17 protein-coding genes, 1 pseudogene and 1 riboswitch are annotated in these 24,444 nt (G+C 62.7%); of the genes and pseudogenes, 2 read left to right on the plus strand and 16 right to left on the minus strand.

Annotated features, from left to right (window positions below; translation table 11 throughout):
* Window positions 1–116 precede the first annotated feature (116 nt).
* Both HOP03_14400 and gcvP read right to left on the minus strand, forming a co-directional pair.
* On the minus strand, window positions 117–3,029 hold the full coding sequence (locus HOP03_14400) for a TonB-dependent receptor (GenBank protein ID NOT89353.1): 2,913 nt from the start codon (window positions 3,027–3,029) through the stop codon (window positions 117–119).
* Window positions 3,030–3,490: 461 nt separating this feature from the next.
* Window positions 3,491–6,382, minus strand: a complete 2,892-nt coding sequence (gcvP, locus tag HOP03_14405) for an aminomethyl-transferring glycine dehydrogenase (GenBank protein NOT89354.1) — start codon at window positions 6,380–6,382, stop codon at window positions 3,491–3,493.
* A 38-nt stretch (window positions 6,383–6,420) separates the two neighbouring features.
* A riboswitch (glycine riboswitch) is annotated at window positions 6,421–6,540 on the minus strand.
* A 210-nt stretch (window positions 6,541–6,750) separates the two neighbouring features.
* On the opposite strand from gcvP, the gene HOP03_14410 reads away from it, so the two are divergent.
* Window positions 6,751–7,995 (plus strand): multidrug effflux MFS transporter, encoded by a 1,245-nt coding sequence (locus HOP03_14410; GenBank protein NOT89355.1) that lies wholly within the window; start codon window positions 6,751–6,753, stop codon window positions 7,993–7,995.
* Window positions 7,996–8,137: 142 nt separating this feature from the next.
* Window positions 8,138–8,341 carry a hypothetical protein gene (locus HOP03_14415; protein ID NOT89356.1) on the plus strand — a complete coding sequence of 68 codons (204 nt, stop codon included), beginning with the start codon at window positions 8,138–8,140 and terminating at the stop codon, window positions 8,339–8,341.
* Between the two features lie 30 nt (window positions 8,342–8,371).
* On the opposite strand, the gene HOP03_14420 is transcribed toward HOP03_14415, so the two are convergent.
* The 14 genes and pseudogenes from HOP03_14420 to HOP03_14485 form a co-directional block, all read right to left on the minus strand.
* Window positions 8,372–9,703: an amino acid permease gene (locus tag HOP03_14420; protein NOT89357.1), complete on the minus strand. Its 1,332-nt coding sequence runs from the start codon at window positions 9,701–9,703 to the stop codon at window positions 8,372–8,374.
* Window positions 9,678–10,121, minus strand: coding sequence for an aldehyde-activating protein (locus HOP03_14425; GenBank protein NOT89358.1), 444 nt, complete (start codon window positions 10,119–10,121; stop codon window positions 9,678–9,680). Before HOP03_14425 ends, HOP03_14420 begins: the two co-directional genes overlap by 26 nt.
* A pseudogene (locus HOP03_14430) lies at window positions 10,118–11,202 on the minus strand (Rieske 2Fe-2S domain-containing protein). The gene HOP03_14425 and the pseudogene HOP03_14430 overlap by 4 nt, the downstream one beginning before the upstream one ends.
* Window positions 11,203–11,297: 95 nt before the next feature.
* Window positions 11,298–11,648 carry a hypothetical protein gene (locus tag HOP03_14435; protein ID NOT89359.1) on the minus strand — a complete coding sequence of 117 codons (351 nt, stop codon included), beginning with the start codon at window positions 11,646–11,648 and terminating at the stop codon, window positions 11,298–11,300.
* A gap of 16 nt (window positions 11,649–11,664) precedes the next feature.
* The gene (locus HOP03_14440) at window positions 11,665–12,210 is read right to left on the minus strand and encodes a hypothetical protein (protein ID NOT89360.1); all 546 of its coding nucleotides are present in this window, start codon (window positions 12,208–12,210) and stop codon (window positions 11,665–11,667) included.
* 446 nt (window positions 12,211–12,656) lie between these two features.
* The gene (locus tag HOP03_14445) at window positions 12,657–13,274 is read right to left on the minus strand and encodes a hypothetical protein (GenBank protein NOT89361.1); all 618 of its coding nucleotides are present in this window, start codon (window positions 13,272–13,274) and stop codon (window positions 12,657–12,659) included.
* Between the two features lie 98 nt (window positions 13,275–13,372).
* Window positions 13,373–16,669 (minus strand): transcriptional regulator, encoded by a 3,297-nt coding sequence (locus HOP03_14450; protein NOT89362.1) that lies wholly within the window; start codon window positions 16,667–16,669, stop codon window positions 13,373–13,375.
* A 44-nt stretch (window positions 16,670–16,713) separates the two neighbouring features.
* Window positions 16,714–17,019, minus strand: coding sequence for a response regulator transcription factor (locus HOP03_14455; protein ID NOT89363.1), 306 nt, complete (start codon window positions 17,017–17,019; stop codon window positions 16,714–16,716).
* 355 nt (window positions 17,020–17,374) lie between these two features.
* Window positions 17,375–18,208, minus strand: a complete 834-nt coding sequence (locus HOP03_14460; protein NOT89364.1) for a hypothetical protein — start codon at window positions 18,206–18,208, stop codon at window positions 17,375–17,377.
* A 209-nt stretch (window positions 18,209–18,417) separates the two neighbouring features.
* The gene (locus HOP03_14465; GenBank protein NOT89365.1) at window positions 18,418–18,828 is read right to left on the minus strand and encodes a hypothetical protein; all 411 of its coding nucleotides are present in this window, start codon (window positions 18,826–18,828) and stop codon (window positions 18,418–18,420) included.
* Window positions 18,829–18,966: 138 nt separating this feature from the next.
* On the minus strand, window positions 18,967–19,236 hold the full coding sequence (locus HOP03_14470) for an XRE family transcriptional regulator (protein ID NOT89366.1): 270 nt from the start codon (window positions 19,234–19,236) through the stop codon (window positions 18,967–18,969).
* Window positions 19,237–19,773: 537 nt separating this feature from the next.
* Window positions 19,774–20,052, minus strand: coding sequence for a hypothetical protein (locus tag HOP03_14475; protein ID NOT89367.1), 279 nt, complete (start codon window positions 20,050–20,052; stop codon window positions 19,774–19,776).
* A 384-nt stretch (window positions 20,053–20,436) separates the two neighbouring features.
* Entirely contained in the window at window positions 20,437–20,850 is a 414-nt protein-coding gene (locus tag HOP03_14480) for a hypothetical protein (protein NOT89368.1), read from the minus strand.
* Window positions 20,851–21,012: 162 nt separating this feature from the next.
* On the minus strand, window positions 21,013–24,366 hold the full coding sequence (locus tag HOP03_14485; protein ID NOT89369.1) for an AAA family ATPase: 3,354 nt from the start codon (window positions 24,364–24,366) through the stop codon (window positions 21,013–21,015).
* Between the last annotated feature and the right edge of the window lie 78 nt (window positions 24,367–24,444).

The following is a 24,444-nucleotide window of genomic DNA, read 5'->3' on the forward strand; positions in this document are numbered from 1 at the left end:
GATGGCCATACGCAAAGGCATCGCCCCCACGAATCCAGCAGGATCCCCAAAAAAACAGGCCCCGACATGCGGGGCCTGCGATCTTGCCTGATGCGCGGATGCGATGCCCGCAGCCGTTACCAGAACTTGTATTCGACCAGCAGCGTGTAGGCACGCCCGCGCGGGTCGGCGATGCGCGGTTCCCAACCGGCACCGGCAGCGAAGTCGTTCATGTGCGCGGTGAAGGGCGGGTCCTGGTCGAGCAGGTTCTTGATGCCGAAGCCCAGCTTGAGATCCTTGATGCCGGTCCAGGTCACGCTGTAGTTGTAAGTGGTGTAACCCTCGACGCGGGGCTTCCAGCCGGCGGGGATGAAGCTGCCGTTGGCGACGCTGGCCGGTGGTTCGTCCAGATAGCCGTCACGATGGATCTGGCTGAGGCTGTGCGACCAGTTGCCGCGTGTGTAGCCGAAATTCAGCGTGTGCTTCCAGGTGATCGGCAGATTGAAATAGCGCACATAGCGGTCGGCCAGGTTCGGCGAATAAGGCAGCGATTCCAGCGCCTTGGTCTTGAACTGGTCGATGTAGCTGCCGTTGAGGTTCACTCTCCAGTGGCCGCCGGCCAATTCGCCGGTGAGATTGGCGTCCAGTTCCACGCCGCGCATCAGGCTGCCGCCGGAGTTGATGTAACGGCGATCGATCGATACCACTTCGCCACTGGCGTCGCGGATCCAGTTGCTCTGGAACAGGTCGTAGTACCGGATCAGGACATCGCGCGGCGCCGAGCGGATGGTGTTCTCGCGTTCGATTTCCCACCAGTCCAGGGCGATGTTGAACTGCCTCATCGGCGAGTACACGAAGCCGATGCTCTTCTGGGTCGACTCCTCCGGGGTCAGATCGGCCTTGCCGCCGAAGATCTCGACCGGGCGGATGGTTTCGCAGCCGACCACGTTCGGTCTGGCCACGCCGTCGGGACAGGTCGCCGGGTCGGCCAGATCCTGGCCGGTGTACTGGATTTCGCTGACGCCGTTGAACAGCTGATTGAAGCTGGGGACCTTGAAGCCGGTGCTGTAGGCGCCGCGGAACAGCAGCGATTCGAACGGCCGGTATTTGAACGACACCTTCGGGTTGGTGGTGCCTCCGAAGCCGCTGTAATGGTCGTAGCGGCCGGCCAGGTTGAGGTCGAAGTTGCTGAAGACCGGCAACTGGAATTCCACGTAGGCGGCCTTGATGTCGCGGCTGACGTTGCCCAGTGCGTTGGCGTCGTCGAACGGAGCGTTGAACACGGCACGCCGGTTGGTGCGCTGGTCGCCGTCGAAATGGAATTCCTCGCGACGCAGATCGACGCCGGCCGCCATCGCGATATTGCCGCCGGGCAGGGAGAGGACGCCCAGCTCACCGGTGATGGAAGCATCCAGCGAAGTCATCACCGATTCGCCGCCGTACAGCGTCACGCCTTGGGCCGAAGCTGCCGCCAATGCCGACATGGCTTCCGGCGACTGGCTCTGCCCCGGCGCGAGGAACGGGTTGATCAGGCCGCTGCCCAGGATCTGCCGGAGCGAATCGGTGTAATGGAAACCGGTGCCGAGCGTGGACTCCGACTGGCTGCTGGCGCGGGTCAAGCCCACGTCGTAGCTCCAGTCGTCGATCAGGCCGCCGTTGATCACGCCACCGATGCCGGCGACGAACCGGTAGGACTTGGTGGTGGTTTCGATCTGGCGCGGGCCGCAGGCCATGCAGCGCCAGCGGTAGGCGATCGGCGCACCGTAGTTGAGTTGCCCGGTGCCGAAATAGGCGGCCAGTTCGTTGTACACCGCGTCGTAGGTGGAGCGGGTCAGCGGATTGAGCGGATACCAGGTGGTCGGCCCCAGCGAAGTGACGGCGGTCGACGTGCTGGACGAGAGCTGGTTGGGCTCGAAAGTCTTGCTCACGTCGACCTTGGATGCGGTCAACTCGAGGTACGCCTCATGCGCGGTGCCGATCCGGTAAGTCGCACGGCCGATGAAATCCACGCTGTCCTGCGGCTGCTGGATGACCGCAGCGCCGCCGTAGTCCCAGGCACAGGCATAGCGCGACGCCGGGGAGTTCCACAGCCGATAGCCATAAGGCCCCATGTTCGGGCCGGCCGCTTCGCAGCCCGCGGCACCGGGAAGATTGAAGATGTTCACCGCGGTCATGCGGGTGGTGCCGCCGGCCGGATCCAGCACGCCGTTGCGCAGCAGACTGCTGGCGCCCACGCCGGTGCTGCCCAGGCTGAACACGGTGGCGAACGGCGTGCCGCGGGTATCCGGCGACAGGCCGCGTTCGGCCTGGAAACCGTCGGAGAAGTCGCGATCATGGCCGCGCAGGATGGTGTTGCGCTTGACGTTGAGCGTGCCGAACGCATTCCAGCCGTCGCTGTCCAGGTCGCCAGTGCCGAACAGCAGACTGCTGACGTAAGTGTTGGCGCCGCCGGCTTCGGTGACATCCACAAATGCCGATGCCTGCGCGCCCTGGTAATCGCGCTTGGTGATGAAGTTGATCACGCCGCCGATGGCGTCGGTACCGTAGATAGCGGAGGCGCCGTCGCGCAGCACCTCGACCCGGTCGATGGCGGCGAACGGGATCGAGTTCAGATCGACTGCGCGCCCCTTCAGGCCATGGGTCGCCACGCGCCTGCCGTTGAGCAGCACCAGCGTGGCGTCCGCGCCCTGGCCGCGGAGGTTGGCGCCGGAAACGCCGTTGTTGCCGCGCTGCTCTTCGTGGACGATGCCGGCGTTGCTGGCCAGATTGTCCGAACTGTTGCCGGAAATATTCAGTGTCATCAGCAGCTGTTCTGCCGAGGTGATGCCGAGCTGGTCGATCTGGTCCTTGCTGAAGGTCGTGATCGGCAAGGCCTCTTCGACCTGGGCGCGTTTGATGCGCGTGCCGGTGACCGCGATCCGGTCCAGGGTCTCGACACCGCCGGAGGTCTCATTGGCGGCGGGAGCGTCCTGCGCAGCGGCCGGCAGCGCCATGGCTGCCAACAGGGCGATACAAAGACGATTGGCGCTTGGCTTCACGCGTGCTGGCATGCTGTGGTCCCTCCCCGGGAGTCTGTGATGTGGGTCAGCGACCCTGGCCGGCAGGTGCCGGACACGCCGCGCCCGTCCCCCGGGCCGATGTGTAAGCTCGCTGTCACGTAATCTAGTCTTTTCCGGCCGCGCAGGGAAATCCGGGGGATCGGCGCCCTTGGATGCCCCGGTTCTCTTCGCACGCCCAGGACGACAGCGTCCAGTCCAGTCCCGCCGAAGACCGCCCCGCCCGGAACCGCTCTGTTCCAGACAGATCGCGCCAGACAGCTTCGTCGCCCCCGCGGACGCGGGGACCCAGCGACTTTTGAAGCTGTCCGCTCAACGCGAAAGGCGCCGGGTTCCCGCGTTCGCGGGAATGACCAGCAGATCAACGATTCCCGTCAGTCGATCGGGCCGCCCGATTCATCGAAGAAGAACAAGGCATCTGGCGGTGCCTCCGCACTCGGTTGCACCGCCATCGCTCAGGCCTCGGCGTCTTCCTTGTACGCATCCACCGGAATGCAGGCGCACATGACGTTCTTGTCGCCGTACACGTTGTCGACGCGCGCGACCGGCGGCCAGTATTTCTGCTGGCGCAGGCTGGCGAGCGGAAACGCGGCGAGTTCGCGCGGATACGCATGCGTCCATTCGCCGGCAGCGATGACGTTGGCGGTGTGCGGCGCGTGCTTCAGCGGATTGTCCTCGCGATCGAGACGGCCGTCCTCGACCGCGCGGATCTCGTCGCGGATCTGGATCATGGCGTCGATGAAGCGGTCCAGCTCGTGCTGCGATTCGCTTTCGGTCGGCTCCACCATCAGCGTGCCGGCGACCGGGAAACTGAGCGTCGGCGCGTGGAAGCCGAAATCGATCAACCGCTTGGCCACGTCTTCGGCGCTGATGCCGGTGCTGTCCTTGAGCGGACGCAGATCGAGAATGCATTCGTGCGCGACCAGCCCGTTGCGGCCGGTGTACAGCGTGGCGTAATGCGGCTCGAGACGCTTGGCGATGTAGTTGGCGTTGAGCAGCGCGACCTGGGTGGCGCGGCGCAGCCCGGCGCGGCCCATCATCGCGATGTACATCCAGCTGATCGGCAGGATCGATGCGGAACCGAACGACGCGCCCGAGACCATGCCGACGGTACCTTCGCCGTCGAACCTTTTCGGCAGGAACGGCGCGAGATGCGCCTTCACCGCGCACGGACCGACGCCGGGGCCGCCGCCGCCGTGCGGGATGCAGAAGGTCTTGTGCAGATTGAGATGCGAGACGTCCGAGCCCCACTTGCCGGGTTTGGCCACGCCGACCAGCGCGTTCATGTTGGCGCCGTCGGTGTAGACCTGGCCGCCATGCTGATGGACGACATCGCAGATCGCGACGATCTCTTCCTCGAACACGCCATGCGTGGACGGGTAGGTGATCATCAGCGCGGCGAGGCGATCGGAATACTTCTCGGCGTTGCGGCGGATGTCGTCGACATCGACGTTGCCGTTGCCGTCGCATTTGGTCACGACGACGGTCATGCCGCACATCTGCGCCGACGCCGGGTTGGTGCCGTGCGCGGATTCCGGGATCAGGCAGATATCGCGATGACCTTCGCCGCGCGACCGGTGGTACGCGCGGATCGCGAGCAGGCCGGCGTATTCGCCCTGCGCGCCGGAGTTCGGCTGCAGGCTCACCGCGTCGTAGCCGGTGCATTCGACCAGCATCGCTTCGAGCTCGTCGATCAACTGCTTGTAGCCGGTGGCCTGAACAGCCGGCGCCAGCGGATGCAGATTGCCGAACTGCGGCCACGTCACCGGGATCATCTCGGCGGTGGCGTTGAGCTTCATGGTGCAGCTGCCCAGCGGAATCATGGTCCGGTCCATCGCCAGGTCCTTGTCCGACAGCGCGCGCATGTAGCGCAGCAGTTCGTGTTCGCTGTGGTGGGTGTTGAACACCGGATGGGTCAGGAAGTCCGAGGTGCGCAGCAGCGCTTCGGGCAGGGCGTCGTGGGTGTCGATGTCGAGGCCGTCGATGTCGCTGGCATCGGCGCCGAACAGCGCGGCGAGCGCGATCACATCGTCGCGCGTCGTGGTTTCGTCGAGGCTGATGCCGAGGCTGCGCGCATCGATGCGGCGCAGATTGATGTCCTCGGCGCGCGCACGCGCATGCACCGCTTCGGCACCCACGCCGGTGATGTGCAGGGTGTCGAAGAAATCATCGCCGACGTGCACGCCTTCCTTTCGCAGCGCGGCGGCGAGGATCGCGGCCAGGCGATGGGTACGGCGCGCGATGCGGGTCAGTCCTTCGGCGCCGTGATAGACGGCGTACATGCTGGCCATCACCGCCAGCAGCACCTGCGCGGTGCAGATGTTGGACGTGGCCTTCTCGCGACGGATGTGCTGTTCGCGGGTCTGCAGGGTGAGGCGATAGGCGGGATTGCCTTCGGCGTCGATGGAGACGCCGATCAGACGCCCCGGCATGCTGCGTTTGTAGGCATCGCGGCAGGCCATGAACGCGGCGTGCGGGCCGCCGAAGCCGAACGGCACGCCGAAGCGCTGCGAGTTGCCGACGACGATGTCCGCGCCCCATTCGCCGGGCGCGGCGATCAGGGTAAGCGCGAGCAGATCGGTAGCGACCGCGACCAGGCCACCGCGCGCGTGCACGGCATCGGCGAGCGCTTTGTAATCGTGGATGCGACCGAAGGTGTCCGGATACTGCAGCAGCACGCCGAAGCAGTCGGTGGCGATGGCGTCGGCATTGTTGCCGATCGTCAGTTCGATGCCCAGCGGTTCGGCGCGCGTGCGCAGCACTTCGAGGGTCTGCGGATGCACGCCGCTGGACACGAAAAACACATTCGATTTGGATTTCGTCGAACGCTTCGCCAGGGTCATCGCTTCGGCGGCGGCGGTGCTTTCGTCCAGCAGCGACGCGTTGGCGATTTCCATGCCGGTGAGGTCGGCGCACATCGTCTGGAAGTTGATCAGCGCTTCCATCCGGCCCTGCGAGATCTCCGCCTGGTACGGCGTGTAGGCCGTGTACCAGGCGGGATTTTCGAGGATGTTGCGCAGGATGACGTTCGGCGTGTGCGTGCCGTAATAGCCCTGGCCGATGAAGCTGCGGAACAGCTGGTTGCAGTCGGCGATGGCGCGGATCTTCGCCAGCGCTTCGACTTCGGTCATCGCGTCGGGCAGCGCCAGCGGTGCGGGCGATTTGATGCTGGCCGGCACGATCGCATCGGTCATCGCGTCCAGCGAGTCGTGGCCGATGGCGCGCAGCATGTGCGCGATCTCGGCGTCGTTGGGGCCGATGTGGCGTTCGAGGAAAGCGGAATGGTGTTCAAGCTCGCGCAGCGTGGACGCGTGCAGCGTGGCGCGGGTATTCGAAGTCGGGGACATGGGCGGGCATCGTCTGGCGCGGCTGAAGCCGCGGGGAAGTCCGCCCATCTGTCCTTTTGCCTGAGAGTTTGAACGCATGGGGACGAGGAACCCCGCGTTTTGCCCCTTCGGCGCCGACGCTGCCGTTGCCGGCGGTCGATCTCTCCAGAGTCTGTATGCATGGCGGTATCAGGCCTGAGCGATTCCGGGCGAATTGCGCCTTCGGCAGCGGTCCAGATGGTCATGGCCCGCTTCTCCCACCGTGCCGGCGGAGTATACCCGGCGCGTCCGGACCTGCGCCACGACACCGCCGGACAGGACACTGGGTTCCGGCATGCGCATCGCCCGGCCGCGTAACATGCGGGGCTGTTCCGCCTGCCGCCGATGCGATGTCCGCCCAGTCCTCCACGCCGTCCCGCGCTCGCCTGGCCCTGATCCTCGGCGGTCTGGCCATGATCGGTCCGTTCTCGATCGACACCATGTTTCCGGCGTTTCCGCAGATCGGCGAACAGTTCGCGGCCGACAAGGTGGCGCTGCAGCAGACGATCAGCGCCTATCTGTTCGCGTATGCGCTGATGAGTCTGGTGCACGGGCCGCTGTCGGATGCGGTCGGACGAAAACGGGTGATCCTCGGCGGGCTGACGGTGTTCACGCTGGCCTCGGTCGGCTGCGCCCTGTCGACCAGCCTGCCGATGCTGCTGGCCTTCCGCGCGCTGCAGGGCATGTCCGCAGGCGTGGGCCTGATCGTCGGCCGCGCGGCGATCCGCGACGTGTTCCAGGGCCAGTACGCGCAGAAGCTGATGAGCCAGGTGTCGATGATCTTCGGCATCGCGCCCGCGCTGGCGCCGATCATCGGCGGCTGGATCCTCGGCTGGGAACGGTGGCCGGCGATCTTCTGGTTCCTGGTGCTGTTCTCGCTCGTCCTGCTGCTCGCGACCTGGCTGGCATTGCCGGAAACGCATCCGCCCGAGGCGCGCTTCCGGCCGTCGCCGAAACAACTGCTGCGCAATCACGGCTACATCTTCCTCAACCGCCGCTTCCAGCGTTTCGCAGCGGCCGGCGGTTTCAATTTCGCGGCGCTCTTCCTGTACATCGCGTCGGCGCCGGCGTTCGTGCTGGATCATCTGAAACTGCAGCAGGACCAGTTCGGCTGGTTCTTCGTGCCGACCATCGCCGGCATGGTGTTCGGTTCGTTCCTGTCGGGTCGCGCAGCGGGGCGGATCAGCGGCACGCGCCTCGCCGGAACAGGTTTTGCACTGTGCGGCTTCGCGGCGGTGTTGAACATCGGCTACAACCTGCTGGTACCGCAGCCGTCGATTCCTTGGGCCGTGGTGCCGATGGCGATCAACGCGATGGGCATCTCGCTGGTGTTCCCGATCCTGACCCTCGCCATTCTCGACATGTATCCGCGCCAGCGCGGCGCGGCGTCGTCGCTGCAGGCGTTCACCAGTCTGATCCTGCAGTCGACCGTCGCCGGCCTGTTTTCGCCGATGCTCAGCCACCATCCGATGTGGCTCGCATTGGGCGCGGCGTCGTTCACGCTGATCGGTTTCGTGTTCTGGTGGTGGGAAGTCTCGCGCACGCGCCTGCCGCCGGAATCCGAGCCCGTCGCCGCCGCGCCGCCGGCGTTGTGATCCGAGCGCATTTCGGGCGCGCTCCACATCGCCCGCAGTTGGCCTGCTTTGCGGTCCGGCTTCGTTGTCCTGTGCAGGGGGAAAGGGTACGGAGCGGCTCGAATCCGTACATTCGACAGGTTACGGTTCAAGGAGATCCGACATGCCTCAAGATTCCTGCCAACCCATTCGCGACTTCATCGAACAACTCGACACCGAAATTCGCGAACTCACGGATCTATTGCCGGAATTGCCCCTCAGCCAGCGGCCAGTCACCAAACTGCATATCGCCGACCTGAAAAGACAGCGCACGCGAATGAAACGCGCGCTCCAGGCGTGCATGCAGGCGAAAAGAACCGGTGCCTGAATCGTGAGGGTAAGATCGGCCGGCGATCGCTCAGCCACTGCGATTTTCGTTCCCACGTTTCCACCACAGATGCAGCGGCAGGCCAGCGATCACCAGCACTGCGCCCCAGACCAGCGCATCCGCGCCGGTGCCGATCAGCGCATAGACGCTGTACAGCAGCGCAAGCGCGGCGACGATCCGGCCGCGCTTGCCGAGCTTCAGCCACGCCGCGCTGCTGAACACATAGGGCAGCAGCGTCGCGGCGGTGGAGAGCAGGATCGAGAAGGTGAAGACCTTCACCAGCGAGTCGGTGTAGTTGGCGACCACCAGCAGGCTCGCGAGCAGGGTGCTGACCACGATGCCCATGCGCGGGGTGCCCTGCGCATCGAGTTTGGCGAACGTCTGCGGAAACAGGCCGTCGTGCGCGGCGGCCATCGGCAGTTGCGCCGACAGCAGCACCCAGCCGTTGAGCGCGCCGATGCAGGAGATCGCCGCGACCACCGCGATGCCCATGCCAGCCGCCGGCCCCCACAGCGCTTTCGCGGCATCGGCCATCGGTGCGGTGGAGGTTTTCGCGACATCGGGCGGGAGCAGCCCGAGCACCGCAGTGCAGGCGAGGATGGTCGCGATGCCGGCCAGCAGCGTGCCGATCAGCGTGGCGCGCGGAATCGTGCGCTCGGCGTCCTGGATCGCACCGGCGGGAATCGTTGCGGCCTCCAAGCCGAGAAACGCCCACAGCGTCAGCGCGACGGTGGCGTGGATGGCGGACGCCATCGACAGCGGCGCGTCGCTCGCCAGCGTGTCGTTTGCGGGCCGTAGATATTGCGGGTCGATCAGCCAGATCGCGATCCCGCCGAACAGCAGCAGCGGCAGCAGCTTCAGTACGGTGGTGACGATCTGCAGCCGCCCGGCCTCGCGCACGCCGATGAGGTTGATCGCCGCGCACAGCCACAGCGCCGCCAGCGCGACCGCCGCACCGCGCACCGGCGAGGCCACCAGCGCCGGAAACAGACTGCCCAGACTGCCGGCGAACGCCACCGCGATCGCCGCATTGGCGCACCAGATCGAAATCCAGTAACTCCACGCGATGACGAAGCCGACCGTGTCGCCGAACGCCTCGCGCGCATACGCATACGGCCCGCCCGCCTGCGCGCCGCGCGCGGCCAGTCGTGAGAACGTCATCGCCAGCAGCAGCGCCCCGCCGAGGGTGATGCCCCAGCCGATCAGACTGATCGCACCGTAGGGCGCGAGCGAAGCGGGCAGCAGGAACACACCGCTGCCGATCATGTTGCCGGCGACCAGTGCGATCGCGGACCAGAGGCCGAGTGGGCGAGGGGACATGGCGATTCCTGCGGTATCAGCGGTCGGAGGGGACGACGACATCGCGCGCCCAGAGTGTGCGCCAGCGGTCCACCCTCTCCGCCGGGCTGAGGCGCTGCGGCGAAGCGATCACCTCCGCAGCGAACACCGCGCGATCCACGAGGCAGCGGGCATTCACGGCGCCGAACCTTTCCGCCTCCGCTTCGAACACGACTACTACCGGCACGCCACAATGCGCGCACAGCAGGAATCGGGCGGTTCCGCTGCCCTGCCGTTCGCTGCGCACATCGATCGCATCATCCGCATCGATGCGGATGCGTCCGTCGGCATCGGAGACCCAGGCGGCGTCATGGCTGCGGCAGAAGCTGCAATCGCATGCGCGCGGCTGCAGCGAAGAGGGGAGCAGAGCGGTCTCGAAAACAACGCGGACTTTGCCGCAGTGGCAGCCGCCGTGCAGAACCGCGTTCGCGATCGCGGTCATTGCGCTTCGCGATACGTGCGACGCAGCAGCTCATGGAAATGATGCACCGCGTTCTCGCGCAGCGGATTCAAGCGCCCGGCCTCGTACGAACCGGACGACAAGCCGCGCTGCACGTCCTCGCAGATGCCGATGTCCTCGTCCTGTACCACATCGCTGAAGGAGAGATCCGCTTCGCGGCGCGCGCGGCCGGCGTCGGAATCGTCGGGCGCGTAGTAGAAATCGAACTCCACCCGGCAGCGATCCACGCCCTTGGGAATGATGCGGTTGGTCTGCATCCGCCCGGGCAGGATATTCAAGGTCGTGTTCGGCCACAGCCAGTAATACAGCGCATCGCCGCTGCCGTAGAGCCCTTCGCCGCTTTCCAGCGGGCTGAACTGGAACGAATACCACTCGGCGGTTTCGGTCACGTAGCTGCGGTAATCGAGCATCCGGTTGAGCTCCGGATGCACGTGCGGCACGTGATAGCCCTCCAGGTAATTGTCGACGTACACCTTCCAGTTGCAGGCGATGTCGTACCCGACGCGGTGATGATGCGTGAACGATGCGAGATCGCGCTCCGCACCGATCCGCGCATCGATCCCGGCCACGAAGGCCTCGAACGGCGGCGCAAGCGCCTCGTCCACCGCCGCGAACACCAACCCCTGCCACACCCGCACCGCAAGCTGCGGCAATCGGATATCGCCCACATCGAAATCCGCCGCATCGGCCATTTCCGTCGCGGCGCGCAACTGCCCGTCGAGCGCATACGTCCACCCGTGGTACCGACACCGCAACGACTTCGCCCCCAACCCGTCGCACTGCGCCAGCGGCCCCGCCCGATGCCGGCACACGTTGTGCATCACCCGGATCACCCCATCCGCCCCCGCACCGCGATCACCGGCAACCCGCCCAGATCGGCGATGGCGTGATCCCCGGCATTGCGCAGTTGGCAGAGGTGGGCGACCAGCTGCCAGCTGCGGTCGAAGATCAGTTTGCGGTCGAGCGCCACCGTCGCGGGGTCGGCGTAGAAACGCGCCGGGAGGGCGGTGGCGTGATCGAGGAGTTGTGGGGTTAGGTCGGTGGGGTGGGTGATGAACGTCATGCGGTGAGTATCGCGCAGCGGCTGGGGCGCTGTCAGCCGAAGACGCGAATTGTCGGAGCACTGTGGAATCCTGTTGGCCGGCTTGTCCGCTTCCGCTATGACGTATCGCCGCGCAGCCCAGCCTGCGCCGCGTCCAGCAGCGCCACCGCTTCGGCCTGTTCGAGGCGCCGCCCGATCGCCCGCCGCACCGTCTGGCTGAATACATCCCAGACCACACTCTCGTACAGTGCCTCTGCCTCGATCCATGTTCGTTCGCCGTCGGTCCGCAACCGGTCGCCGACGCGGCGCTGGTATTCGGCCAGCACGATGAACCCGGGCGCGTCCACGCCCAGGTCCACTTCCAGCGACTGACCAGGCCGAAGCCGTTTCGCGGCCGTGCCGGAAACGCCTGCGATGTGCATCAGCGTGTCCCGCGCAGCGACAAGGAATGCCTTGTGCTCGTCCATGCAATGCCTCCTTCCTTCACTTGAGCAGATCGGTGGCCGGCACCCCGTAGTAGCGGCCCAGCTCCCGGGCGATCCGATAGCGCACCATGCGGCCCAATTCCACGCGCTTGATCGTGGCCAGCCCGATCTGGATCTGGCGGCGCCAGCAGTCGTCGGCCATCTCCTGCTGGCTCAGCATGTTGGCATCGCGAAGCCGGCGCAGCTTGGCGGCGTCGAGCTGCACGCAGCCTTTGTGCAGCAATCTCGAATGCGCCAGCGGCGTAACGGGCGGATCTTCAGGCGGAGATTCGCCCTCATGGCGCGCGGGCAACGCGGAAACGGTCATCGTAGGTAGCGTTACGCTGTGCGCGACGGCATCCGGCGACACGGTCGGAGGTACCTGCATATGCGGTGCTGACGAGGCAGGTGTAGTCTCGCCGGGAGGTGTGAAGCCCGGTGTCGTGTCTGCCGAAGGAAGCGGATTCACCAGCGAGGCTGCATCGGCGGGCGTCAGGGAAGTGGACGGACGGCTGCTGTCGAACACGCTGAACGGTGTGTCGGAATCGGGAAGTTTGAAATCCATGAGAGCGTTCCTGTTGGAAGTGGCGTCGGCCATCGTTGGGATGGCATCTACCCCGCAACCACATGCAGCGCGGGGCAGGTCCGACCCTGCCCATTTCCACTTCAGCGAACCTTACGGATTGCTTACGATTCGTATGTCTTTGATTTTCTGTTGAATTTAATCTGATGGTCAGGCGGTAAGGAACCACGCGGACATCGATCGGACGGGCCAAAGGCATCGCCGAAAGGGATGAAACAGACGATCTTGATGAATCGAAGGCCGCACTGTCGGCTCGGCGTACTGCGACTGGCAACGACGGACCGGATTCGAATAGCGGAACGAATAAGCCCCGCGTGAGCGGGGCTTGATTACAGGATCAATAGATATTCGCCTTGTGCTGGTCGACCCCCTTGTTTTTAATTTCAGATTTGATTCGCTTGATCGCCGTTGGCTTCAACTTTGGGCGGTTACGGCTTTTTCGGAGGGTCATTTCCAACTTGCGGATCGCAATCATATGCGTGGTTGGTTTTGTCGGCCAAGTCATCGATGAGAATCGAGAATTCGATGTCCTCTCCACGCTTCAGGCTGAAATGAATGAAAACATGCCGCGGTTCCTTGATGTCCTGACGGATTTCGGTGGCGCCGGCTTTGAATGTGAGATCCACTTCCTCGGAATCCGGTCCGCTGAGGCAGCAGGCTTCCACGATCGCGCCCTGAGTATTGCATTTCAGGCCGGCAAACCCGAACTTCTGGGAAAGAAAAGGGTCGTTGAGTAACTCGGTATTGATCACGAGTATCTGACGGATTTTGTCGGTGTTGAATCTGATATTCGGTTTGGAGGACACAAGGTCTGTAGTACCGAGCGTTGGACCGGCTGCGTACAGGACAAGTTTGCAGTGCTCGTGGCTTTTGGCTCCAATGAGATCCACATCGATTTTGTCGAGGAATTTTTCGAGCGAGGAAGACTCTCTCTTCGACAAAATTTGTAGAGATTGCATGAAATCAGGAAAGGATTTCGGTGGGATTGGTGCTAAAGAAACTTGAAATTCCGACTTCGTGACGTGAGGAATGGAATCTTGCGGCATTGCTAAACCCCCCTTATTGTTGTGGCCTGACTAACTTTGATGGTTTGGGATACGGATGGGTGTGTTGCGGCGACAAGAATTCCAGCAAAAGCTTCTAGTCATGGGTTCATTTCGGTATCGTTATGACATGGCGGCCTGCTCTTGCCAGGGGAAATGGCAGAATTCCGATACCCTGAAGACTCGAGTCGATTCGCCCAGTCGCAAGGAATGGCGCGGGAGTCCAGTAGATCGGTGGCACGGACTTTGAATGCAACGACCTGGATGTCGTCGTCTCTGTTCAAGTGGTCCAAGTACGTCATTGCCTCAACGGCATCACGGTTTTTTCCAGGTTCTGTATGGCCGGGCGTGAGTGAATGCTTGGCTCTCACGAGCAACGCATCTACGAGCGCAAATCTCGCATATCGATCGGAGGTATTGAGTTCTACCAGTTTTCGCAGCGCTTCGATCGATTTTTCCATAAATAGCTTGTTGGCGTTTTTTGCGTCGACACCATGAGTGTCGTACAAGGATTGTCTGAAGTTGATCGTTGCGGCCATCCTTTTCCAAGAGCTTGGTGACGATGGCTTGGGATCAAGAACGGCCATGGCTGCTCTCAAATGATCTTCGTTGGCAGGCCAATCCTCACGAGCGATGGCGATAGTGCTTGCCATCAAATGAGCATTGGCGAGAAAGCCGGCCAAAGAATCGTTCCCTGGTTCCATCCTGCGGAGAAAGGCAAGGTGCTGGATTGATCTGGAAATGCTTTTTTCAGCCAACATGGTTTCGCCCAGGTCGAGTTCGATAGCGGCTTGGAATTGCATCAGATTGGCGAGTTGGCGCTCCCAATCCCTTGCGTCGGGCTTGTCTTTCAGCAGCGCCTGTATTGCCTGGATCGCACCCGAATAACATTTGCGCGCCACCTGGAGCTTCCCCATTTTGGCGTAGGTGCGGCAGATGAGAGAATCGGTCACGGCCATTTCGAATCGAAGAGTGGCATCTTCATTTCGTACTGCAAGTGCCTGTTTCTTGAGCTGGTTGGATCGGAGGTAATGCTCGACGGCTTGCGGGTAATGGCCCAGTTCATCCTCGATCGAACCGAGGTTTGTCAGCGCGTAGGATCTTTGGATATGGCTTTCATGATCGTTCGGGTAAGCGGATGTCAACCGCTCGCTGAGACTCTCATACTCCAGCCACGCCTCCCTCGCGCCCTTCAGGTCGCCTTGCCGCTTGCGAAGTTTGCCAAGCCAGGCCGCAGCTTGCCCGGCTTCGTTGAGGACGAGGCTGGACCTTGGGTCAATGTCCACCGCGCGCTTTGAAAGATCGACAGAGCGTCGGATCAGTGTTTCGGCGTCTTGCAACTGATTTTGCTCCATCCGGACTTCACCCAGCTTCCTCGATGCACGGGAGCAGATGACCATGTCGTTCGCGGACATGTTGCTGTCGCCGAGACCATCGCAGTATTCCAGAACCTTCGTGCTGACATTCTCGATCAGTACGAGGTTGCCGGAAGGGTCGATCTCATCGGTGAATTCGCCGATCACGACCGTGAGTTCGGACAGCTTGTTCCGCTGCATATTCGCCAGAAAAGCCATCGAGCAGGAGATGATCGCGAGCACTGTCAGCGCGGCTACGGCCCCGGCGCGCAGGCGACGATTCCGCAGTCTGCGTTGATTGGAACGTGCCAGGAATTCACGCTCGTCATCGGTCAAAGGCATGATGACGTGGGCAGGCGCTTCCGACACTTCAATTGCTTCCATCAGCGGCGTGCCCGCATTCAGCAAGTAGTCGTGCGCACGGCCGGAGATGAGCCATCGCTTGGTCGCGATTTCCAAGCGCGCCCTGGCTTGGAGCAGACGTTGATTCCTTTCGATCCATTCCTTGATGACCGGCCATTGGCGTAGCAAGGCCTCGTGTGCGACACCGAAAAATGCGTGTCCATCGTCGAAGTCGGTCGCGAACAAACGTCCTTGAATGAATGCTTCGACCAGAACGCGTGCATCGTTGTCGAGCGTGTCGATCGCGACGCGCCGTCCACCGACGAAATCGTTTTCGGCCTGGACGACGATCAATTTCGCCAGCACAGTGTCCAGTGTGCGCTTGGCGCTGTCCGGCAGGGCGCGGAACACTGCATCGGCACGGTGCGCGATGGCGCCGCCGATGCGGCCGATGGCTTCATATGCGGCGTATGTGAGGGTGTTGTCGTCGGTCCGGCGTTCGTAAAGCGCTTGGAGAGCATGCTGCAGTAAGGGTAGAACATCCGGCCGTTCGACCGAATCGGCGAGCATGGTGTCGTCGAGCCGCTGGCGGGTGATGGCATTGATGCCGAATTTCAGGCCTGCCTGCCATGCAGGGGTGCGGATGATCTCCGCGATTTCTCCGCGTTCCGGCGCTAGGACATCGATATGGCCGCAGCCGGTCTTGAGTGCGGTCAGCTTGGGCAGGGCCTGGGAAAGCTCTGGATAGCAATCGCCCCTAGCGATCATCACTACCAACGTTCGCGGTGTATCGCAAATCGCTTGGAGCACACGTTCGAATGCCGCCGTGGCGTTGGGGTCGTGTCCCGGGGCGACCAACGCCTCCGCGTGATCGATGGTCAACAGAAGATGCGCGTGTGGCTGTGCACCGCGCACAGGATGGCAACGAAAGGCATGCTCGATGGTTGGGGCGACCGATTCTGGCGCTTCGGTCAGATGAAGCTTCAAATCCTCGGCGGGCCTGGAGAGAAATATCGGGCGATCGCCCAAGAACCAGCTGGAAAGCGCAGCCGCAAGCTGCAGCATGGGATCTCCGGCAGGCGATGTGGCGAGATCGCAATCCGCAACAGTCAGCGCCTCCAGTCCGCCGAAACCGCCTGGCGTGGTCATGAACGGTAGCGCACCCGCGCGCAGTAGCGACGACTTTCCGCAGCCGCTGGCGCCGACGATCAACACGAACCGTCGTTCCAGATCAATCTGGGCGCGCATGGCGCCGAACAGTTCCGCGATCATGCGGTCACGCCCGGAGAATACTTGCGCGTGGTCGGAGTCGAATGCGGAAAGGCCGACGAATGGACTGCCTCTCGTCCATGCTTCGGTCTGTTTCGGCAGGTGGTGATAATCGTCCAGGATCACAACGGTCGGGATTATCTTGTAGCCCTTTCCACGCAACGTCTTGATGTAACGGGGCGCGTGGATGTCGTCGCCGATCTTCTTCCGCAGGCTGGACATCGCCTTGTTGACCGGATTGTCGCCGTAGAAATCGCCGCCCCACAGCTTGATGAGGAGTTCGTCCTTCCCGATGACGTCTCCGGCTTTTCCGGCAACCGCGACGAGCAGTTGCATCTCGCGCGGTTCGAGCGGTATTTCCTCTTCGCCCCGGATCACGAAGTTCCGGTCCGGATGAACCTGCAGGTTGGCGATCTGGAAGCGGTTATGCATGACTCAGCATCCTAGCGTTGAGTAAGGAAATGAATCGCTTGCGATTAGACTGCAACCTTATTCCACGCATCGCTTCGATGTAGCGCGGTGCGTGGATGTTGTCGCCAATCTTCCACCCACAATCTGGACATCGCCTTTTTGACCGGATTCTTGTCATATATGCAATGTACCCACGCCAGAATGAGCAGTTCGTCGGTGCGCACCGTTTCGTCCGCTTTTCCGGCGAGCGCGATGAGCACTTTCATCTTAAGAGGTGTGAGCAGGATTTGTTCTGCGCCACAGCTCGCGACGAGCTGATCGGGGTGAACACGCAGATTGGCGATTGATAGGAAATATTCGCGCGCGCCCATGGCTCAGCATCCTCACGTTGCCGAAGGGGAGATAACGTTGCTCAAGATGCCCGGGGCTGATTCGCGATGGTGGCGGCAGGATGCGTTCGAATCGCACCGTAGTGCGATGAGATATCGAAGTGATACCGATCGTGACTCCATTCCATGTCCGCCCCCTGGCAGTAGGCGCGCCTGCGCCCACATCGGTGATGTCTTGCTGTGCTCTGTCGTGCGATCCCTTGGTACCGTTTCCGGATGCAGCCAGTCGTGCTGTCCGGATTGCCGCGATGGTGCCCAGTTGTGGCGCCGGGGCGAGCGCTTGTCAAGAATGACTTTCGGCATGCTCCGGCGCCTTCGGGCGCCGGAGCATGGGGCATCAGCCCTTCGCTGGAGCCGGAGCAGGGGTAGCAGCGGGCCCACCCGCCTGCCACCCGCAACTCTGCCCCTCGTTCTGCTGTTTCAGCCATTCCTGCAGCGGCGAGAAGTATTCCAGCACGGCCGAGCCGTCCATCTTTTCGCCGCCGGTGAATTCCTTCATGGTCTTCTGCCACGGTTGGCCAGCGCCTTTGCCCAGCATCGCCCAGTATTTCTGGCCGGCGTCCTTGTTGCCGTAGTAGCTGCATTCGTAGAGCGGGCCTTTGTGGCCGGCGGCGTCGCAGAGGGCTTTGTAGAACTGGAACTGCAGGATGTGGGAGAGGAAATAGCGGGTGTAGGGGGTGTTGCCGGGGACGTGGTACTTCGCGCCGGCGTCGAAGAATTCCTCGCCGCGCGGGGCGATCGGGCCGACGCCCTGGTACTTGGCTTTGAGTTCCCACCATGCCTGGTTGTAGTGGTCGGGCTTGATCGAGCCGTCGAACACGCCCCAGCGCCAGCGGTCGATCATCAGGCCGAAGGGCATGAACGAGACTTTCGCCAGGGCCATGCGCATCTGCGCGTTGATCAGCGCTTCCTTGCTCTGGTCCTGTGCGTTGACCAGGCCGATCGATTCCAGGTATTTCGGGGTCATGCCGAGCACGATGGTGTCGCCGATGGCTTCGTGGAAGCCGTCGTGCGCGCCGGTCTGGAACAGCGGCGGTTTGTCGTTCAAAAACCAGACATCGCCTACAGCCACCCATGCTATTTCCCGATGGCGGCTGTCCTGCCACAGCCCTGCGATGTCGATCGTGGCCCGGTCGCGATCACAGCGCGTTCCGACGGATAGCCCAAGCACGTTTCATTGCGTGCAGCATGTCCCGTTTGGCGCTGGTCAGTTTGCTCTACGGTGTATTTCAAGCGACTACGTAACGCCGCTGGCGAAAGCACGAAGGCCCACCAGAGAGGTGGGCCTTCGTGGGCTGCGGTCTACCGCTGACATGACACAGGTTCAGGGATGTCGGGTCTGGTTTGCCCGGTGACTCCAAAGCGGAGTGGCTGTCCTGGTCAGCCGCTGTAAGCACCGACATACCAGGGACCGTCACCATCCCAGCATTGCTCCTGGACCTGACCGTTCGCCTTGGTGACATAGACGCGCAAGTGAATGGCACCGCCGACATACCATGCCGTTGCCGACGTTTTGCCACCATCGGTGGACAATGCGCCGACGTACCAGGAATCCTTGTCCCAGCAGTATTCGACGATATTGCCCTGATTGCTGACATAGACGCGGATATGGATTTGTCCGCCGCTGTCGACCCAACTGGTCGCGCCGACGGACTGCCCTGCGGCTTTCATCGCACCGACATACCATTTGTCGCTGTCCCAGCATTGTTCCGTGACATTCTGCCCGTCGCTCGAATAAACGCGAAGGCTGATGTTTCCCCAGCTGACGACAGCAGTATTGGAATTGGACATGAGGTGTCTCCCTGTGTGGTTGAAGAAGTTTTCGACTTGCTGACAGGCGGGTTCGTGTTCCCGCAACCGAATGATGGTCGGCTCCGATCGCGCGCATGGGCCCTTCGCGGATCGTCACCAGTGCCGCTCCGGTGCGTGTCAGTGATGGCATCCGGTTGCCGGGTCTTCAGCGCGCACGATCTGCGTCACCAATACGTCGAAGCAGCGCGCGAATTCGCGGGCGATGCGGAAGCGCACCGCGCGGCCGAGCTCGGCGCGCTTGATGGTGGTGAGCGACAGCGGGATGTTGCGACGCCAGCAGTCGTCGGCGAGATCCTGCTGGCTCATGCATCTGGCTTGGCGCAGTTGGCGGAGCAGGGCGTTGTCGAGCAACACGTGGCCGCGATGCAGGCGTGCGGCGGCGGTCATCCGGGCCGCCTCGACCCCGCCGGCGTTCTCGCTGACGGTGGGCAGCGGCAGCGCGTCCCCATCGAAGCCGTGAAGGTGGCTGACGCTGTCCTGGGTCTGGGCGTGTGCGAGTTCCATGGTGGTCCCCTTGTCTGGAAGGATGGATGCCATCGCGATCGATGACGGCCGGATGGCGTCGCTGCCTGTTCTGCCAGCTTGCGACTGCCGAGGGAACGCACCGTCATGGGTGGCCTGCGGCAGTGGCATGGAGAGAAGCGGCGCCATGGAACGGAGCCTGCGCAACAGGCCGCTTTGGTTCCTTCCGGGAACCTTCCGATCTTCAAGTGATTGATTCAACAGGCGGCGATCGATGTGGGATGCTTCATGCACATGTCGCAACAGATGCGGCGCCGCGCGATGCGCTGCGGCGGACCATGGTCATCCAGGTGCGCGAAGCATGCGCAGCAGTGGTGTCGATACCGTCGATCTGCGCCCGGCGCAGGGCGCGGGGGCGATCAGGATGGCAATGGCAGCGCTTCGTGGCGTCGCCGCCCCGTCTCACGGGCGGATCGGGATGATCCGGTAGTGGGTGGGTCTGGCGCTCTGCGGCTGGTGGATGTAAACCTTCACCGTGTTCTCGTCCGGGAACGGGGTTGCGTACTGCACTTCGCAGAGGAAGCAGTAGTCGGTGCCTGCCACGGCCCGGCTGGCGAATGCGAGCGGCGTGTACTTTGCGCCGGATAGCGGGGGCATCGCGGTCTCGAAAACATCCTTCGCTTCCGGGGTGAGGGTGAAATCGAAATTCGACCATCCGCCGGCCAGAACCCGGTTCGACATGACGTGCTCCTTGCGATGCGTGCAAATGTGATGCGACGGGTGGGTGTGGAGCCAAGGCGATCAGGAAACGGTCGTGTCGCGATGTTTTCGGGGTTCGATCGTTTTCGCAGCGTCATCGTTGCAGATCCGGTTCTCCCGGATAGCGGCTTTGCCGATCCATTTCGGTGCCGAGCCGATATGTCACCGGGCACCGGTATTCCGGAAAAGAAAAGCCCACCTTTGCGGTGGGCTTTCGTATCCGGTCGGCTCGCAGTGCAGTGGGCGATGGAATCGCGCTGCATTACGATTCCATCGATGCAGTGATGCCAAGACTGTCTTGTCCATCCGCCCCGAAGAAAACGATTTGTTTCCAGTTCGGTTCGGCTGCTCAAGATCAAGGGGAATTCATGGGTTTTTGATCGGGTCGTTGCTGGCCTGCGGGTCGCAAAAAAGTATTGTCGCTGGCTCGCCGCGCCGTTCGATCATGACGAATACTCCGAAGTCGATCAATTGGTTGGGCAGAAGACTTATCGTGAAAGTGGCTGATTGCGAATCTTTACCCAATTCGAATGAGCTTATCGGCGAGCGTATATTTGATACGTCCGTGGATGACACGCCCGTGGATGCGTAGTTGGCAATGTACGCTGTAGCGTCCGTTCTATTGTTCAATCTGATTTCGACTGGCATGGCGGAACTGTCGATAATGACGTGCCTGTTTTTGTAAGACCACCTGAATTCGTGATCTTTTTCAGAGATATCCAATTCGATAGTCCTGGGTCCTTGTGCGGCCAGATCGCCGCCGTGTAAGAATCTGGTCATGTCGAGCGTTCCTCTTTGTAGTTGGTGGTCGCGGCTTGGAGATTGTCCGGCGATGGCGCTTGCCGGCGAAGCCGTCTTTCGAAGGCAGGGCTTGGATCTTGCATCATGAGTATTTCAAGGTACGGATTTGGATTCGGTGCCTTTGCGGATTCTTTCCGGCGTTCATTTCGATTGCGATGTCTTTGGTTGAGCATTGCTCAAGCTCACAATCCGCATGAAATCCGGATCGCGGTATCCGATTTTCGTCAGCCACGCGATTTCCGTTTCGACGCGATCGCGATCGCCGAGCAGAAGGTGGGCGCTGGCCCAGGGGGCGATGACATTCGGATCTTTCGAGGTTTTCGCCATCGTTCCGAGCAAGCCGATCACGTGTTCCCAGTCGCTGCGCGCTTCGATCTTCGATCCGATGTCCCATCGATGTTTGCCTCGAGAGATCAATGCCTTCGCGAGCACACACCTGTCGGGGATGCTGCCGTCCGGATCTTTGGCGATGCGTTCCAGACCCGCCAAGGCCCTGTTCCTCTTCGCGTCGGCATCGATGGCGTCGGGTCGGGCTTGGGCGATCAAAAGACCGGTGTTCGCATCCAGACGTTGCAATGCCAGTGAAGCATCGGCTGAGGTCTTGATGTCCTGAATCAACTTTTCGGCGATCAGGGCGTGCGAGAGATGATTGCCGCTGTCTCCGCGCATGTGTGCGATTTCGCCTGCTTCGATGTGCGCCAGAACCAGGTCGCGCGCCCAGACCTGGTTGTCGGGCTCTCGAGCGGTCAATGCCGACAGCAGGGCAATGCTTTCCGCCGTCTGCGCGTGGGCCTCCTCCAGGCGCCCGCGGGATGCCGCGAGTTGTCCGCTGCTCAACAGCGATGTTGCAAGCCGCCGTTCCCAAACGAGCGCATCGGATTTGTTCGCAACCAGCGTGCGCAGCATGCCGATTTGTTCGGCATATCCGCTCGCGGCCTCGGACAGACGCCCTTCAGAACCATCGCCACTGCTGATCCAGGAGAGCGTGTCGACCAGATCGTATCGCAGTGCGTCGTCATGAGGCCGTGCAGAAAGAACGCTTGCCTTGAGCTTGGCCGAGCGCTTGAAATATGCGAGAGCCTCATCGATGCGCCCCTGGTCCCGGGTGACGGCACCGAGGTTGTTGAGCGCATACGACAGCTCGATCTGCCAGTCGGCTTTTCCCGGATCCAGACGGACCAGTGTTTCGCTGGTCTGTAGATAGATGGCCCAGTGCTTGCGCGCTTCATCCAGCTGACTTTGCCGGTAATGATAGTAGCCCAGCCAATATGCTGCGATGCCCTGTTCGGCGATGGCATCCGCAGACCCGGGCGCGCGTGCGACCGCGCTGCGTGCCGCCTCGTCGGCGCGCGTGAAGGCGGACTTCGCTTCTTTCAGCTTCGCCTGTTCCATCATCACTTCGCCGACCGTGCGCAGGGCACGGGACCGGTTGATCAGATCTTCGGTGCGGGTCTGCGCCTTGGGCCGGCGTTCCAGTTGAGCCAGCGCTTTGGCGCTGATGCCGTCGAGCAGTTTGAGGTTGCCCAGCGGGCGCAGTTTCTCGGCCAGGTCCACCAGCATGAAGTCGGACAGCTGCAGGGCTTCTTCGCGGCGGTGTTCGGCTTCATCGCGGGCCTGCGACGCGAGCAAACCGAATACGGCGGAGACGGTCGCGAATACCGCCAGACTCGCGATCGCTGCGGCGCGCAGCCAGCGTTTGCGCCGGTAAAGACGCGCCGATGCCTGAAGGAATGCGTGTTCATCGGGGCCGAGATCGTCGGGCAACCGCGACGCGGCTTCCAGCGATTCCTGCAACGGTCGACCGGGGTTGAGCAATTGATCGGCGATGCGTCCTTCTTCCACCCAACGCGCAGCCGCGCGGCGCATGCGGGCCTTGGCTTGCAACAGACGACGATTGTCCTGGGTCCAGTCGCGCGCGCGCGGCCATTGCCGCAACAAGGCTTCATGCGCCACCCGGAAGCCCGCGTGGCCATCGCTCAATTCAGCGATGAACAGGCGGGCGCGGACGAAGGTTTCGGCGAGTGTGCGTGCGTTTTCGTCCAACGCGGACCAGACGACGCGGCGGGCGCTGACGCTGTCGCTGTCCTGTTGCATCACGATCAACTGCGAGAAGACGCTGTCGAGGCTGCGCTTGGCGGAATCGGGCAGGGTGGCGAAGACTTCCTCTGCGCGATGCGCGAGCGCGCCCTCCAGACCGCCGATCTCGCGGTAGGCATCGAAGCGCAGTTCGCCGTCGTCGCTGCGGCGTTCGTACAGCGCCTGCAGCGTGTGCTGCAGCAGCGGTAGCGCATCGGGGTGTTCGTTCGCGGCGTCGCGCAATACGTCGTCGAGGTGCTCGGTGGTCTGCGGGTCTTCCTCGAAGGTCAAACCCGCCAGCGCGGCGGGTGTGCGGATGATCTGGGCGATCTCGCCGGAACGAGGGGTCAACACATCGAAATGGCCCTCGCCCAATTTGCGTACGGCGACTTCCGGGTAGGTTTCGACCAGTGCGAGGTAGAAGTCGCCGCGGACGATCATCGCCACCATCACCCGCGGCGATTCGCACAAGTGGTGCAGCGCGCGCGAAAACGCGGCATCCCGCTCCGGGTCATGGGCGCGGGTCGCGACCAGCGCTTCGGCATGGTCGATCAACAGCAGAAGATGCGCGTGCGGTTGATCCGCGAGTTCGCGCGAGGGATGACGGCGGAATGCCTCCTCGATGGTGGCGGTGATCGATTCCGGCGATTGCCGGATCGCAGAGGCAAGGTCGGCGGCCGGTCCGGGTGCGAACACCGGCCGTCCACCGAGCGTCCAGGTCTTCAGCGATACGGCGAGATGGGTCAAAGCGTCGCCGGCTTCGATGCCGGCCAGATCGCAGTTTGCGATCGCGAGTGCGCGCAAGCCGTCGAAACCGCCGTCCTGGAGCAACAGCGGCAGCGCGCCTGCATTCAGCAGCGAGGTTTTGCCGCAGCCGCTGGCGCCGACGATGAGCACGAACCGTCGCTGGTTGTCGATCTGCTGGCGTATCGCGGCGAGCAGCTCCGCGGTGACGCGGCTGCGCCCGAAAAACACGCCGGCGTGTTCGCCATCGAACGCGGCGAGGCCGACGTAGGGGCTGGCATTGCTCCAGGCCGAGGTCTGTACGGCAACGCGCCGGTAGTCATCGGGATACGAGACTTTGGCGATCAGCCGATAGCCGCGTTTGCGGATGGTTTCGATGTAGCGCGGCGACTTCAGATCGTCGCCGAAGACTTTTCGCAGATAAGCGATGGCCTTGTGGACCGGGTTGTCGCCGTAGAAAGTGCCGCGCCAGACTTCGATCAGCAGTTGTTCGGCACTGACCACCTCGCCGGCATGCTCGGCCAATGCGATCAGCACTTCCATCATCCGCGGTTCGAGCTCGGTGTCCTGACCGTCGAGCGATACCACCAGACGGTCGGGTTGCACCAGCAGCGCACCGACGCGGAAGCGCGAGTGCGTCGCCAGGGTCCTGATACGATCGGTGCGCAGTTGCATAAACATCCTGTCCGATAGAGGAACGCCGGCGGGCTTGCTTCATACGCCACGCATCATAGCCAGCGCGACCCGCAATGC

Origin of the sequence: Lysobacter sp., assembly GCA_013141175.1 — a bacterium.
Taxonomy (GTDB): domain Bacteria; phylum Pseudomonadota; class Gammaproteobacteria; order Xanthomonadales; family Xanthomonadaceae; genus Lysobacter_I.

What these genes read in the sequence shown, in the direction of transcription:
- HOP03_14400 (NOT89353.1), bottom strand. Translation starts at nt 3,029, where the DNA reads ATGCCAGCACGCGTGAAGCCAAGCGCCAATCGTCTTTGTATCGCCCTG.
- gcvP (NOT89354.1), bottom strand. Translation starts at nt 6,382, where the DNA reads ATGTCCCCGACTTCGAATACCCGCGCCACGCTGCACGCGTCCACGCTG.
- HOP03_14410 (NOT89355.1), top strand. Translation starts at nt 6,751, where the DNA reads ATGTCCGCCCAGTCCTCCACGCCGTCCCGCGCTCGCCTGGCCCTGATC.
- HOP03_14415 (NOT89356.1), top strand. Translation starts at nt 8,138, where the DNA reads ATGCCTCAAGATTCCTGCCAACCCATTCGCGACTTCATCGAACAACTC.
- HOP03_14420 (NOT89357.1), bottom strand. Translation starts at nt 9,703, where the DNA reads ATGTCGTCGTCCCCTCCGACCGCTGATACCGCAGGAATCGCCATGTCC.
- HOP03_14425 (NOT89358.1), bottom strand. Translation starts at nt 10,121, where the DNA reads ATGACCGCGATCGCGAACGCGGTTCTGCACGGCGGCTGCCACTGCGGC.
- HOP03_14435 (NOT89359.1), bottom strand. Translation starts at nt 11,648, where the DNA reads ATGGACGAGCACAAGGCATTCCTTGTCGCTGCGCGGGACACGCTGATG.
- HOP03_14440 (NOT89360.1), bottom strand. Translation starts at nt 12,210, where the DNA reads ATGGATTTCAAACTTCCCGATTCCGACACACCGTTCAGCGTGTTCGAC.
- HOP03_14445 (NOT89361.1), bottom strand. Translation starts at nt 13,274, where the DNA reads ATGCCGCAAGATTCCATTCCTCACGTCACGAAGTCGGAATTTCAAGTT.
- HOP03_14450 (NOT89362.1), bottom strand. Translation starts at nt 16,669, where the DNA reads ATGCATAACCGCTTCCAGATCGCCAACCTGCAGGTTCATCCGGACCGG.
- HOP03_14455 (NOT89363.1), bottom strand. Translation starts at nt 17,019, where the DNA reads ATGGGCGCGCGCGAATATTTCCTATCAATCGCCAATCTGCGTGTTCAC.
- HOP03_14465 (NOT89365.1), bottom strand. Translation starts at nt 18,828, where the DNA reads ATGTCCAATTCCAATACTGCTGTCGTCAGCTGGGGAAACATCAGCCTT.
- HOP03_14470 (NOT89366.1), bottom strand. Translation starts at nt 19,236, where the DNA reads ATGACCGCCGCCGCACGCCTGCATCGCGGCCACGTGTTGCTCGACAAC.
- HOP03_14475 (NOT89367.1), bottom strand. Translation starts at nt 20,052, where the DNA reads ATGTCGAACCGGGTTCTGGCCGGCGGATGGTCGAATTTCGATTTCACC.
- HOP03_14480 (NOT89368.1), bottom strand. Translation starts at nt 20,850, where the DNA reads ATGACCAGATTCTTACACGGCGGCGATCTGGCCGCACAAGGACCCAGG.
- HOP03_14485 (NOT89369.1), bottom strand. Translation starts at nt 24,366, where the DNA reads ATGCAACTGCGCACCGATCGTATCAGGACCCTGGCGACGCACTCGCGC.